This is a genomic window from Corynebacterium sp. HMSC08A12 (assembly GCF_001807485.1).
Taxonomy (GTDB): domain Bacteria; phylum Actinomycetota; class Actinomycetes; order Mycobacteriales; family Mycobacteriaceae; genus Corynebacterium; species Corynebacterium evansiae.
Window position 1 is genome coordinate 192246 of record NZ_KV789168.1, and the last position, 14138, is coordinate 206383.

The window sequence follows — 14138 nt, forward strand, 5'->3', positions numbered from 1 at the left end:
CTACTCGCCTACTTTTCCTTCTGGCCCTTCTGGCCCTTCTTCGGCTTGAAATCGATACCGGATTCCTTACGCTGCTCCGCGGAGATCTCGCCCGGGGCGTCGGTCAGCGGATCCACGCCGCCGCCGGACTTCGGGAAGGCGATGACGTCGCGGATGGAATCGAAGCCGCCCAGCAGGGAGACGATGCGGTCCCAACCGAACGCGATACCACCGTGCGGCGGGGCACCGAAGGCAAACGCATCCAGCAGGAAGCCGAACTTCTCGCGGGCCTCCTCCTCGGTGATGCCCATGACCTTGAACACGCGCTCCTGCACATCCGGCTGGTGGATACGAATAGAACCGCCGCCGATCTCGTTGCCGTTACACACGATGTCGTAGGCGTAGGCCAGCGCCTCGCCCGGGTTCTCGTCGAAGTTATCCAGGTACTCCGGCTTCGGGGAGGTAAAGGCGTGGTGCACGGCAGTCCACGCGGAGTGGCCCAGGGCCACGTCGCCAGACGCGGCGGCATCCGCAGCCGGCTCGAACAGTGGGGCGTCAACAACCCAGGTGAAGGCCCAGTCTCCTTCCTTGATCAGGCCCAGCTTGTTAGCGATCTCGCCGCGGGCAGCACCCAGCAGGGCGCGGGACGGCTTGGTCTCGCCTGCGGCGAAGAAGATGCAGTCGCCCGGCTTGGCACCGACGTGCTCGGCAATGCCCGCACGCTCTTCGTCAGTAATGTTCTTGGCAACCGGTCCGGACAGCTCGCCGTCCTCGCCCACCAGAATGTAGGCCAGGCCCTTCGCGCCGCGCTGCTTAGCCCACTCCTGCCAAGCATCCAGCTGGCGGCGGGGCTGGTCTGCGCCGCCTTCCATGACCACTGCGCCGACGTATTCGTTCTGGAACACGCGGAAGGTGGTGTTCTTGAAGAAGTCGGTGCACTCAGTGATCTGGATGTCGAAGCGCAGGTCCGGTTTGTCGGAGCCGTAGTACTTCATGGCATCGGCGTAGGTCATGCGCGGGATCGGGGTGGAGATCTCGTAGCCGATCTCCTTCCAGATCGCCACCAGGATCTCCTCTGCCAGAGAGATCACATCTTCCTGGTCCACGAAGGACATCTCGACGTCCAGCTGGGTGAACTCCGGCTGGCGGTCGGCGCGGAAGTCCTCGTCACGGTAGCAGCGGGCGATCTGGTAGTAGCGCTCCATGCCAGCCACCATCAGCAGCTGCTTAAACAGCTGCGGGGACTGCGGCAGGGCGTAGAACGTGCCCGGGCGCAGGCGTGCAGGCACCAGGAAGTCACGGGCGCCCTCTGGGGTGGAGCGGGTCAGCGTCGGGGTTTCGATCTCCGTGAAGTCGTGCTCGGCCAGAACCCCGCGGGCAGCCTGGTTAACACGGGAGCGGAGGCGCAGCGCATCGCCCTGGGTCTTGCGGCGCAGATCCAGGTAGCGGTACTTCAGGCGGGTTTCCTCGCCCACCTCGCCGGAGGAGGACGGATCGTCGATCTGGAACGGCAGCGCCGCCGCCTCGTTCAGAACCTCCAGGGCGGACACGTTGACCTCGATGCCGCCAGAAGCCAAGTTCGGGTTCTCGGATCCCTCCGGGCGTGCCTCCACCACACCGGTTACCTTCAGGCAGTACTCGCTGCGCAGGTCGTGCGCACGCTCCGCCACCTCGGACTCGCGGAAGACGACTTGTGCCACGCCGCTGCGGTCGCGCAGGTCGATGAAAATGACGCCACCGTGGTCGCGTCGACGACCAACCCAGCCGGTCAGGGTCACTTCATCACCAATATTCTCTGGGCGCAGTTCGCCCGCCAGGTGTGTGCGCAGCACGTTCCTATAGTCCTTCCTCGATTTTTAGCCTTTTCGGCCTTACAGCTTACCTTGTCCGCAATGGGGTGTGTACGTCGCCCGGGTATGGCACGATTCACTTGTGACTTTTAACAACAATCTCAACAATTATTCCGACCGTGGACAGCGCGGAGGCACCGGCTCCGGCGGGGGCGGATTCGGCTTCGGCGGCGGGGGTGGCAATCAGGGTGGAGGCGGCGGCCTCTTTACGGGGCTGCTCTTTGGCGCTCTCGCCCGCCGCTTTGGCATTCCCGGAATCATCGTTGCCGCCATTCTCGTGTTCTTCTTCAACGGTGGAATGGGGATGTTGGGCGGAAACAACGGCGCGGATCAGCGTGCGGGCGTCAATAGCAGTCAGGGCGGCGAGGGCTTCGAGCACTGCCAGACGGCCGAGGACGCCAACAACAACGACGATTGCCGTGTGCTGGCCACGGCGAAGTCGGTCGACCAGTTCTGGAACTCGGCACTGCCGGACGAGGCTGGGACCGATTACAGGGAGCCGGGGCTGGTGCTTGCCGAGGGGCAGACCAGCACCCGCTGTGGCTCCGCGAACCTAGCTAGCACCGGGCCGTTCTACTGCCCCGGCGACGAGACGGTCTACATGTCCGTCCCGTTCTTCGACGAGCTGAAGCAGATGGGCGGATCCAACGGACCGTTCGCCCAGATGTACGTCACCGCCCACGAGTTCGGCCACCACATCCAGAACCTGGAAGGCAACCTGGGGTTGAGCGACTACGACAACCCGGGTGAGGATTCCAACGCGGTGAAGATGGAGGTCCAGGCCGATTGCTACGCCGGCGTATGGGCCCAGAACGCCGACAAGGGTGAGGACGCTCTGTTGGAGCCCCTAACCCAGGAGCAGGTCGAGCAGGCTATTGCGACTGCTCGTTCTATTGGCGATGACGCCATCCAGTCCAGCTCCGGACAGGAAGTAGATCCCGACAAGTGGACCCACGGGTCTTCCGAAATGCGCGTGGACTGGTTCATGCGCGGCTACCAGGGCGGCACCATGAAGTCCTGCCACCAGGACTTCCAGCGCTAAGTCCCGTGCACGTAGCCCCGCGGCGCCCCGCCTGCAGCGCTCTTAACGCTGCGGCGGCAGGTATGGGCGCAGCCAGTTCGGCAAAGCCGTTCTACTAAGCGCCTGTCGTCCTCTCTGCCGGCTTCTCCGTCTTCTCCGCCAGCAGCTCTACGACGGCAGCCAGATCCACCTCGTGCTGTTCGTGAGCGCCGAGATCCTTCACCGTCACCGTGCCCTCAGCCAGCTCCTTATCCCCCAGCACCAGGGCATACAGTGCACCGGCACGGTCGGCGCCCTTCATGGCTCCCTTCAACCCGCGGTCGCCGTAGGACATATCGGCGGCGACCCCGCGCTCGCGCAGGTCGTCCACGATGCCCACCATGCGCCGCTTGGCCTCCGCGCCGAGTGCCACGCCGTAGACATCAACCCTTCTTCCTGTTGACGCCCTCTTCTCCTCCGCCTCGAGCGCCAGCAGTGCCCTATCAACTCCCAGCCCGAAGCCGATTCCGGAAAGATCCTGCCCGCCCAGCTGAGCCATCAGGCCGTCGTAGCGGCCACCGCCGCCGATGCCGGACTGCGCGCCCAGGCCGTCGTGGACGAACTCAAAGCAGGTCTTCGTGTAGTAGTCCAGGCCGCGCACCATCCGCGGGTTGATGGTGTAGCCCACGCCCAGGTCGTCCAGCAGCCCGGTCACGGTCTCGAAGTGCTCGCGGGAGGAATCGCTGAGGTGATCCAACATCAAGGGGGCCTCTGCCAGCATCTCCTGCATCTCGGGGCGTTTATCGTCCAGGACGCGCAGCGGGTTCAGCTGCGCACGGCGCTGCGTCTCCTCGTCCAACGGTAGCGTGGCCAGGAAGTCCTGCAGCTTCTGCCGGTAGGCGGGGCGGTCGTCCCAGTCGCCCAGGCTGGTTAGCTCCAGGCGGAAACCATTCAACCCAATGGAGCTAAAGCAGCGGTGCGCCAGTGCGATAACCTCGGCGTCCAGCGCCGGATCGTCCACGCCGATGGCTTCCACGCCCACCTGCTGCAGCTGGCGGTAGCGGCCTGCCTGGGGGCGCTCGTAGCGGAAGAAGGGGCCGTTGTAGACCAGCTTGACGGGGAGCTGCCCGCGATCCAGGTTGTGCTCAATGACGGCACGCATGACGCCCGCCGTGCCCTCCGGCCGCAGGGTTACCGAACGGCCGCCCCGGTCGGCGAAGGTGTACATCTCCTTCGACACAACGTCGGTGGATTCGCCAACGCCACGGGCGAACAGAGAGGTCTCCTCGAAGATCGGCAGCTCCACGTGCTCGTAGCCTGCGGCGTGCGCGGCGGAGGTGAACGCATCCTTGACCGCCTTGAATTCCGCCGATGTTGGCGGCACGTAGTCCGGCACGCCCTTCGGCGCGCTTAGCGCCTTAAACTTCTCAGCCTTAGTCTTCTGGGACTTCTGTTGCTTCTTCTCGCTCTCAGTCACAAAAGAACAGTCTACTAAACAGCTATTGGACTGCCGCCAGGAAGCTATTGGTGCGCTTTTCTTCCCCGATGGTCGTGTGCGGGCCGTGCCCCGGCAGCACAATGTCCTCATCGGCGAAATCGGTGGTGAGCTTCTTGAGGCTCAGCATCATGTCCTCAGGCGAGCAGCCCGGAAGGTCGGTGCGGCCCACTCCCCCGCGGAACAGCACATCGCCGCCGAAGATCAGCCCATTCACGCGGAACATAACATGCCCCGGCGAGTGGCCCGGCATGTGATGGATCTCGAACTCCGCGCCACCGATACTGATGGAATCCCCCAGGTGGCGGATGTCCTCGATCGCGGGCATGTTCGCCACGTCGAAAGGCTGCGCCAGCGGGCTGGCCGCCTGATCCATCTCCAGCATGAAGCGATCCAACTCGTGGACGTAGACCGGCACCCCGAACGCTCCCGCGTCGCGGATGTGGTCGATGTGCCCGTGAGTCAGCACGACCTTCTCGACGAAGAACTTGTGTTCCTCGGCGAGCCTTTGGATGTTCTCGAAAGCACCCAACCCCGGGTCTATAACGACCGCCGGGGAGTTTTCCCCGCTAGTGGCGTCAGAACCATCAATCACCACATAGCAATTGGTTTCGAAAGGACCGGCGGGAAAAGAAAGGATCTGCGTCGTATCCGGCAGGAGGGTTGCGTCTGTGCTCATGCCACTAAACCCTAGCGAAAACAGCAACGAGCCCGTGCCCCTTCACCCGAATCGGCCAGTATATAGGGCATAATGGATCACCGTATCTAGCACAAGAAAGGTCCTAGAAAAACGTGTCTGACAACAACTACCCGAACGCGGCTCAGCGCGACCAGGCGCTGTCGGAGCTAGAGAAAGCTCTGAAGTCCCGCGAGCGCAAGGCCAAGATCGCACCGCTGGGCGTGGTCGCAGCAACCCTCGCCGTGCTGGTGGTCATCGTCGGCGGCATCTGGTTCGCCGCCACCTACACCTCCGACGAGGAAGAAGATCAGGTCGCCGAGAGCGAGCAGCAGCAGTCCGAAGAGCCGGATGTGAAGCCCGTGGCGCTGCCGGCAGGCCCCAAGGAGCCCTACGGTGACACGGTGAAGTGCGAGTACAAGAAGGATCCGGAAGGCGAGCTCAGCGACGCAGGACTGCCCAACGGCAAGGACGTGACCGCCAAGGGAACCGAGAAGGTCACCCTGACCATGAACGGCCAGAAGGTCGGCCTGGAGCTGGCCAACGACAAGTCTCCGTGCTCCACCAACTCCTTCAAGCACCTGGTGGAGAAGAAGTTCTACGACTCCACCAAGTGCCACCGTTCCGTGAAGTCTGACTCCATGACGATCCTGCAGTGCGGCGACCCCGAGGGCACCGGCGCAGGCGGCCCGGGCTACAGCTTCGCGGATGAGTTCCCGAGCAACGGCGTGGACGAAGGCCAGGCCGACTCCCCGGTCAACTACAAGCGCGGCACCCTGGCGATGGCCAACAGTGGCCCGGATACCAACGGCAGCCAGTTCTTCCTGGTCACCGGCGACACCACCCTGCCGCCGAGCTACAACGTCTTCGGCACCATCGACGAGGCCGGCCTGAAGGCACTGGACAAGCTGATGGAAAAGGCACCGGAGGGCGATGCCTCCCCGTCCGAGGACATCAACATCGAGTCCGCGGTGCTGGGTTAGTTTTCTGGGCTAGCCACGCAGCTAGCCGCCCGTCGTGACGCGGTAGACGTCGTAGACACCTTCGACGTTGCGCAGCTGGTTCATCATGTAGCCCAGCTGCTTCGTGTCCGACACCTCGAAGGTGAAGCGGATAGTCGCCACCCTATCGCCCGCGGTGTGCGAGTTCGTGGCGATGATCGGCACCTTCTGGTCAGAGACCACGCGCGTGACCTCAGAGAGCAAACCGTTGCGATCCAGGCCCTCGATCTGGATCGTGACCATAAACACCGCATTGTGGAAGCTGCTGGCCCACGAGACCTCGATGATCCGCTGCGGCTCCTGGTGCAGCTTCTCAGAATTGGTGCAGTCCGTGCGGTGCACGCTTACTCCCCCGCCCTTGGTGATGAAGCCGAAGATCTTATCGCCCGGCACCGGGGTGCAGCACTTCGCCAGCTTCGCGGAGAAGTCGGCCTCCCCCTGCACCAGAATGCCGGAGCCATCGCCGCGGCCTTCCTGCGGGGTGTTCGCAATCTTCGAGGTCGCCGAACCCGACTGCAGGACGTCATCTGCCTCGGATTCCGGCTCCATCCCCTCAACCAGGCGGTGGCAGACGTGCCCGGCGGTGACCTCTCCCCGTCCAATGGCCGTATAGAGCGCCTCGACATCCTGGTAGTTCATGTCACTGGCCAGCAGGCGCAGGGATTCGTGAGTAAACAGGCGGTGTACCGCCAGGCCACCCCGCTGCGCTTCGGCAGCCAACAGGTCGCGCCCCTTCTCCGCAGCTTCCTCGCGCCGCTCCTTGGCGAACCACTGCCGGATCTTCGCCTTCGCGCGCGGCGAAACGACGATGTTCATCCAGTCCTTCGACGGCCCGGAGTTCTGGTCCTTGGAGGTAAAGACCTCCACCTTGTCGCCGGTATTCAGCTTGGATTCCAGTGCCACCAGCTTGCCGTTGACCTTCGCACCAATGCAACGGTGTCCGATCTCCGTGTGCACCGCGTAGGCAAAGTCGATCGGCGTGGAGCCGTTCGGCAGTGTGATGGCATCGCCCTTCGGCGTGAACACGAAGATCTGGTTCGTCGACAGGTCGTAGCGCAGTGAATCCAGGAACTCGTTCGGATCCGCGGCCTCCTTCTGCCAGTCCAGCAGCTGGCGCATCCACGCCATCTGGTCCACCTCTGCGGACTCACTGTTATTGTTGCCGCGGGTTTCCTTGTACCGCCAGTGCGCCGCAATGCCGTATTCGGCGTTGTGGTGCATCTCGTGGGTACGGATCTGCACTTCCAGCGGCTTAGTGTCCGGGCCGATCACGGTGGTGTGCAGCGACTGGTACACCCCAAAGCGCGGGGAGGAAATATAGTCCTTGAACCGCCCCGGCATCGGCTGATAGAGGGTGTGGATGGCACCCACGGCCGCGTAGCAATCCTGCACGCTATCCACCAGGATGCGCACGCCCACCAGGTCAAAGATCTCGTCGAAGTCGCGGCCGCGCACGATCATCTTCTGGTAGATCGACCAGTAGTGCTTCGGGCGACCCTCCACGGTGGCGTGCAGCGAGCTGCGCGACATAGCCAGCTCGATCTCCTGCTTCACCTTCGCCAGGTACTGGTCGCGCTTCGGGGCGCGGTCGGCAACCAGGCGCACGATCTCGTCGTACTTCTTCGGATACAGGATGGCGAAAGCCAGATCTTCCAGCTCCCACTTCACGGTTGCCATGCCCAGGCGGTGGGCCAGCGGGGCAATCACCTCGAGGGTCTCGCGTGCCTTCTTCGCCTGCTTTTCCGGCGGCAGGAAGCGCATGGTGCGCATATTGTGCAGGCGATCAGACACCTTAATCACTAGCACGCGCGGGTCCTCCGCCATGGCGACGATCATCTTGCGGATGGTCTCCGCCTCCGCCGCGGAGCCCAGCACCACCTTGTCCAGCTTCGTCACGCCGTCCACCAAGCGGGCGACCTCGCTGCCGAAGTCGCGGGAAAGTTCATCCAGGGAGTAATCAGTATCTTCCACCGTGTCGTGCAGCAGCGCTGCGACCACGGTGGTTGTGTCCATGCCGATCTCCGCAGCAATCGTCGCCACCGCCAGCGGGTGCGTGATGTAGGGCTCGCCAGACTTGCGCTTCACGCCCTCGTGCAACTTCTCGGCGGTGGCATAGGCGCGGTTCAGCAGGGCGAGGTCGGCGCGCGGGTGAAAGCGCCTGTGCACGGAAATGAGCGGCCCCAGTACGGGGTTGATCTTTGGCTTACCGGTGCCGGTGAGGCTTCGCGCAATGCGAGCCGCCATCCACAGCGAACCCTTTTCGTTGCTCATAGCCGCTTCAAGTCCTGCCTGTTTCTTCTCTTCTTTTTATTGACGCCACCTGCGCCAATGACCCCTGGGGGTATCAGACGGCCTGGTCGACCACGTAGAGCGGAAGATCCTTCAGACGATCGCGACCGTCCAACGCGGATACTTCTAGCACCACGCCGAGTCCGCAGACCCTTGCCCCGGCGTTTTCCAACAGCTCGCGCGAGGCAGCGAGCGTACCGCCGGTGGCTAGCACGTCGTCGATGAGGAAGACGTTCTTGCCCTGCAGCGGGATCGCGTTGTCAGCCGGGATCTCTAGTGAGGCCGTGCCGTACTCCAAAGCGTAGTCCACATGGTGGACAGGAGGCGGCAGTTTGCCGCCTTTTCGAACTGCCAGGATACCCACGCCCAGCTCGTAGGCGACGGCGCTTCCCAGCAGGAAGCCACGGGCATCCAACCCGCCGATCAAGTCGATGTCGAAATTGCGGCAGTGCTCCGCTAGATCCTGCACCAAAAGCTTGAAGGAGTGCGGGTCTGCCAGCACGGGGGTGAGGTCTTCGAAAACGATGCCTCGTGAGGGAAAGTCCGGGACTACCCGGATGCTTCGGCGCAGCGCGCTTGCCGCGGTCTCTGCGCGCTGGGGATTGCTGTCTTTGCCGGAATAGTCAGCGTGGTCGGCGTTGTCGGCGGAAGTCAAGCTCTTAGGTCTCTTTCTCTCTTAGGACTGCGAGGGATCTGCGGCAGCACGGGCATTTCCTACCTTAACGCCCCGGCCAGCCTTACAGGTGGGGCTTACTTGCTGGGCTCTTCATCTTCGGGAGCTGCGGGGGACTCGCTAGCGGAAGTTCCCTCCGCCCCGTCGTTGCCTTCGTCGGAGGCACGGCCGGTCGCCACAGGCTCGTCGGACTCCACCCAGCGATCCATGTTCCAGCTCACCCCCGTATCCGAGGAGCTATCCAGCACGTTAGCCGCATGAACCTCGGCAAGGATGGTGCGCGGCTCGGTCACCAGCGGCAAAGTCATGGCGTCGTCGGCCAACGCCGTCTCCGCCCCCCTGATCTCCTTGAGCCCGGCGCCCGGCGTGGCGTTCACCGCTGAGTTCCGACCGTTGGCCGAACGGGTGTCGAGGGCTACGTCGTAATCCACGCCCAGCAGGCCGTAGTCATCGGCCGAGCGGGGCACAGGTTCAATGTTTACCCCCGCCTCCGCGCACTGGGACTTAAGGGCGTCAACAATCTTCTTATACCGCGGCACCGAATCGAGGAAGCCCACGCGGATAGTCATTCCGTTCAGCTGCGATCGGGCCTCATCGACATTGACCTTGATATTCCGATCGTTGATGTCGTCCAGGTAGCCGCGCAGCGGGTGCTCGGAGCCGACCACTCGCAGGCCGGTCGGCTCGACGGCCGCTCCGGTCTCCTCCTCTACGGCCTTGGCGATCGCCTCCCGGTCGATGCAAGCATTTAGAGCCTTGCGGGAGTCGGGATTCTGCAGCGGGCCAAGGTCGGAGACACGCAAGGTATCCACGCGCTCAGAGTTGCTCTCAACCACGCGGAACTCATCACCGTTGAGGCCCAGCTCCTCAGCCACCTTGCCAGGAGTCTCCCCGGCACCGCGATTGGTATCCACCACGGAAAGCTGGTTGTGCTCCCCCAGCTTCTTAACGTCCGCCCCCTGCGGCCAGAGGTACACCGGGGATTGGGCGGGCTCCACCCCGCTCCATTCAGGATTCTTCTCCAGCTTCAGCGAGCCATCTTCCTTTCGGGCGGCAATCTTGTACGGCCCGGAGGTCGGCACCTGGGAAGGATCAGTCTTCGAGAAGGTGAACACATCCTGCCAGGCCTTACCCAGCTCCGTCAGTGCTTGTTCGTCCTTAGTGTCGACGGCGGATACGACATCCTCCACCCCGGCCTTCTCGGCCACAGTGTGGGAAGGCAGCACCGTGCCGGGCCCAAACAGTTCCCGGTAGCGTTCACCGCGCTTATCGGCGAAGTGCACGCTGAACTGTTTCGCGCCCGCTGCGCAGTCAATCTTCTCCACCTGGCCGAACAGCGGCATGTCGGAGCCGAAAAGGTCCGGGCGAGAGCTGGCCTGCAAGCTCAGCAAAAAGTCGTCGCAGACTACCGGCTTGGAATCCGAGTAGGTGGCCTTCTCGTTGATGGTGTAGTCCACCTGTCGAGGATTCCCGGGGGCCGGCTTGGCCGTCACCAAGTCGCCATTCGGCAGGTTCTGTCCGCGCGGCCCCGCGATGAAGGCTCCCGGGTAGAGGCGAGCGGAAATTTTCGCGGCATCCGTCGCCACGCCCACCGCTGTGCCCGCGTTGGAGGTCACCAGGTCGCTGGTCAGCACGTATCCGAACTGCTCCGGCGGGCTGCTCAGCGGGGAATCCTCCGAACAGCCGGCCAGACCGGCTGCAGCCAGGGCTGCGGATAGCGCCAAGGCTGCGGTGGACCGTACTGCATCCTGCTTGCGGATCACTGGTCGCCTTCCTTCCTCCAACACATCTAAACGAAAAGAGCCTGCGGGCCTCTCCGGGCTACATGCCCGGGCGCCAGGACCTTCCGGCGTCTTCGTTGTGGGTCTCGCGCTTGAAGTCCTCCGTGGAATCGTCTGCCAGGCGGGAATTCGGGCTGGATACGCTGCGCTTTCCGGCCTTCTTCGCCTCATCTGCATCCGCGCCTGCACCCGCGTCTGCGGCGGAAACTCCTACCTTTTCGTTGGCATCTTCGGCGGTCTCCACTGCGGCGTCCTCATCGGAAGACCCCTCCTGCGACGTAGCGAGGGAACGGGCGCGCTCCACGCGGGCCTCGTGCTGCTTGTACTTCTGCTGGCGCATCTTGAACGTCACCAGCAGCGGCGCGGCAAAGAAGATGGAGCTAAACGTACCGGCGATCACACCGATGAACTGCACAAGCGCCAGGTCCTTCAGCGTGCCCACACCCATGATGCCGACGGCAACGATCAGCAGCGAGGCGATCGGTACCAGGGAGAAGATGGAGGTGTTGATCGAGCGCATGATCGTCTGGTTAATGGCCAGGTTCGTTTCCTCGGCATAGGTGGCGCGCGTGGAACCAAACAGGCCGGACGTGTTTTCCTGCACCTTGTCGAACACTACTACCGTGTCGTAGAGCGAGTACGCCAGAATCGTCAGCAGGCCGATCACGGTCGCCGGCGAAACCTCGAAGCCGACCAGTGCGTAAATGCCGGAGACAACTGTGAGGTCGATCAACAGACAGATGATGGCCGCGGCGGCCATGTCGCGCTCCATGCGGATCGCGATGTAGAGGAACACCGTCAGCAGGAACACGCCCAGGGCGATGAGCATCTTCTTGGTGATGCTGCTACCCCACGACTCGGAGACTGTGGAGTCACTGATCGCATCCTGAGTGACTTCGCCGACGTTGTTCTTCGGGTGATACTCGTTGAACAGCGCCGAACGGGCCTCGCGGATCTGCTCCTCGCTCAGGCGCTCGGAGGTGATTTCGATGGACTCGGCATCGCCGCTACCGACGGTCTGAGTGGACTGCGGAGCGATGCCGGTGGCCTCCTCGAAGACCTCCGAAACGCTAGATTCGGTGGCCCCGCCCGCAGGCGGCATGGTCATACGGGTGCCGCCCTCGAAGTCGATGCCTAGAGTGAAGCCGCGTACGAGGATGGACAGCAGACACGCCACGACCACCGCAACGAGGATGCCATAGAGGCGACCGCGGTTTTGCACGATGGGGAACCCACCGTTGCCGTTATAGAGCTTCTCGAAGAAGCCGGACGCCTCGGTATCGGGCGCGTCGACCGGGGTGGCTTCGGCCGCCGAAAGCTCCGCGGACTCCACGGCCTCGGACTCTTTCACGCTTAGGGTTTCGGGGTTACTCATTTACTTCCCCTCCTTGTCGTCGGTGGCCGGGGTATCTGCCTTTGTGGACGCCTTGTCTTGCGCATCATCCGAGTCTTCAGCCTTGTCAGCCTTCTCTGGCTTCTCGGCTTTATCTGCCTTCTTGGCCGACTTAGCACGCACCGCGTGCTCGTGGGGCTTCCGCCCGTACTTGCGCTCCGCAACGCGGTAGGCCGCGCCCAGTCCGTTGAGCTTCGGCGAGGCGAATTGCGGTCGGCGGGACATCAGGATCAACAGCGGGGCGGTCAGCAGGAACGCCACGACCAGGTCGAACACGGTCGTCAGACCCAGGGTGAATGCGAAGCCCTTGACGTCGCCGACAGCCAGGAAGTACAGGATCACGGCGGCGATCAGGGAGACGATGTTACCGGTGACGATCGTGCTGCGAGCTCGCTGCCAGGCGCGTGGCACTGCAGAGCGGAACGTAGCACCATTCTTGATCTCGTCCTTGATCCTCTCGAAGTAAATCACGAAGGAGTCGGCCGTGGTGCCCAGGCCGATGATCAGGCCGGCGATGCCCGCCAGATCCAGACTGTAGCCAATCCAACGCCCCAGCAGAACGATGAATCCGTACACCAGGGCGAACGCCGCAACGAGGGACACAATGGCCACGACACCCAGGCCGCGGTAGTAGGCCAGCGCGTACAGGCCGACCAGAACCAGGCCCACCAGACCGGCAATGATGCCGGCCTTCAGGGAAGCGGCACCCAGCGATGGGGAGATCGTGGTGGTAGTGCCACCCGGCTCGCCGTTCTCACCGACGAAGCTCAACGGCAGCGCGCCATAGCGCAGGTTATTAGCCAGGTCCTGGGCTTCCTTTTCGGAGAAACTACCCGTGATCTGGGAGACCTCGCCCGGGGGCGTCGGCGACTGGATCTCAGGCGCGGAGATCACCTTGGAGTCCAGGGTGATGGCCACTCGCTTGCCCATCATCTCTTGGCCGAGTGCGTACCAGGTCTCGCCACCCGGGGTCTGCTCACCGGTCTTGAACTTAAAGGTGATGGCCATCTGCGCCGAGTTCGGCTGCAGGCCGCCGGTGATCTGCGAGTTCGTGTCGATCATCTCGCCGGTCAGGCGCTCGCCGTTCTTCTCGTCGGTCTCGCCCTTCAGCAGCGGCGCCGGGCCCAGAACCATGGGTCCCTGGTCGCTACAGGTGACCAGAGGCTTATCCGCATCATCGGAGCCTGCCATGGGATCGTTAGCTTCACAGTCCAGCAGCGCACCGGCTGCCTGCTGCTTGTTTCCGTCCATGCTCTGGCGGTCTGCCTTTAGTACCTCGACCTGCTTGTCGCGGCGCTCCTGCTCCTCGACAGAATCCTTTGGCTCCGCCGGTGGCTTGGCGGAGACCTTCAGTTCCTTCGGCGCATCCTCCAGGCCGAGCTGCGGGAATGCCTTAACCATTTGCCCAAGGCGCTCGTTGGCGAAATCTGGGGTGATAATTCCGTTCTCCACCCAACGGTTCGCCATCTTCTTCAGGGCCTGTGGGAAGTCCTTGGTGGGCTGCCCCGGCTGCGATTCGGGGCGGAACAGCAGCTGCGAGGTCTTGCCCAACGAGCGCGCCTCGCCCGCGTCCGATCCGGGAACGGTAATGACCAGGTTGTTGCCATCCGTCACCACGGAGGCACCGGAAACACCCATGCCGTTCACGCGGTTTTCCAGAATCGTGCGCGCCTGGCTCAGCTGATCCGGCGTGGGCGTATCCCCCTGCGGAACCAACGTCACTCGGGTACCGCCCTGCAGGTCGATACCCAGCTTGGGCTCGAAGGATTTGTTTCCCGTAAACATGATCAAGCCCAGCACGATGAAGACGACCACCACGAATGCGGCGAGCGCCCGCTTCGGCCACGCGAAGCCGCCCTGTGCAGCAGTTCTCTTTTTCTTCTTTGCCACCGCTTTAAGTCTCCTGCAATCCAGCCGCAAACACGCGCGGCCGGTGTACTAAAAAATCTAACCCCGTGATACTAACGCCTGGGTTCGGACAAACGGAATACCGAACCAGCT

At 63.2% G+C, this 14138-nt stretch carries 10 protein-coding genes; 2 read left to right on the forward strand and 8 right to left on the reverse strand.

The features are described from left to right. Nucleotides 1-8: 8 nt before the first annotated feature. Nucleotides 9-1811, reverse strand: a complete 1803-nt coding sequence (aspS, locus tag HMPREF3166_RS02785; protein WP_049049933.1) for an aspartate--tRNA ligase — start codon at nucleotides 1809-1811, stop codon at nucleotides 9-11. A gap of 100 nt (nucleotides 1812-1911) precedes the next feature. On the opposite strand from aspS, the gene HMPREF3166_RS02790 reads away from it, so the two are divergent. Further along, nucleotides 1912-2871: a KPN_02809 family neutral zinc metallopeptidase gene (locus HMPREF3166_RS02790; RefSeq protein WP_049049932.1), complete on the forward strand. Its 960-nt coding sequence runs from the start codon at nucleotides 1912-1914 to the stop codon at nucleotides 2869-2871. Nucleotides 2872-2965: 94 nt separating this feature from the next. Here the strand turns inward: HMPREF3166_RS02790 and hisS are convergent, their stop codons facing one another. Together hisS and HMPREF3166_RS02800 are read right to left on the reverse strand one after the other, a co-directional pair. Further along, nucleotides 2966-4306, reverse strand: coding sequence for a histidine--tRNA ligase (gene hisS / locus HMPREF3166_RS02795; RefSeq protein WP_070487556.1), 1341 nt, complete (start codon nucleotides 4304-4306; stop codon nucleotides 2966-2968). A gap of 22 nt (nucleotides 4307-4328) precedes the next feature. Beyond that, on the reverse strand, nucleotides 4329-5003 hold the full coding sequence (locus HMPREF3166_RS02800) for an MBL fold metallo-hydrolase (RefSeq protein WP_070487558.1): 675 nt from the start codon (nucleotides 5001-5003) through the stop codon (nucleotides 4329-4331). A 113-nt stretch (nucleotides 5004-5116) separates the two neighbouring features. Between HMPREF3166_RS02800 and HMPREF3166_RS02805 the strand changes: the two genes are divergently transcribed. After that, the gene (locus HMPREF3166_RS02805) at nucleotides 5117-5983 is read left to right on the forward strand and encodes a peptidylprolyl isomerase (protein ID WP_070487560.1); all 867 of its coding nucleotides are present in this window, start codon (nucleotides 5117-5119) and stop codon (nucleotides 5981-5983) included. 21 nt (nucleotides 5984-6004) lie between these two features. Here the strand turns inward: HMPREF3166_RS02805 and HMPREF3166_RS02810 are convergent, their stop codons facing one another. From HMPREF3166_RS02810 to secD, 5 genes are all read right to left on the reverse strand, one after another. Then, a complete protein-coding gene (locus tag HMPREF3166_RS02810; RefSeq protein WP_070487562.1) occupies nucleotides 6005-8272 on the reverse strand; it encodes a RelA/SpoT family protein in 2268 nt (755 codons plus the stop codon). Between the two features lie 73 nt (nucleotides 8273-8345). Next, a complete protein-coding gene (locus HMPREF3166_RS02815) occupies nucleotides 8346-8945 on the reverse strand; it encodes an adenine phosphoribosyltransferase (protein ID WP_035003816.1) in 600 nt (199 codons plus the stop codon). A gap of 95 nt (nucleotides 8946-9040) precedes the next feature. Continuing rightward, entirely contained in the window at nucleotides 9041-10726 is a 1686-nt protein-coding gene (locus tag HMPREF3166_RS02820; RefSeq protein ID WP_070487564.1) for an ABC transporter substrate-binding protein, read from the reverse strand. 58 nt (nucleotides 10727-10784) lie between these two features. Continuing rightward, entirely contained in the window at nucleotides 10785-12119 is a 1335-nt protein-coding gene (gene secF / locus HMPREF3166_RS02825) for a protein translocase subunit SecF (protein WP_070487568.1), read from the reverse strand. Beyond that, nucleotides 12120-14027 carry a protein translocase subunit SecD gene (gene secD, locus HMPREF3166_RS02830; RefSeq protein WP_070487570.1) on the reverse strand — a complete coding sequence of 636 codons (1908 nt, stop codon included), beginning with the start codon at nucleotides 14025-14027 and terminating at the stop codon, nucleotides 12120-12122. Between the last annotated feature and the right edge of the window lie 111 nt (nucleotides 14028-14138).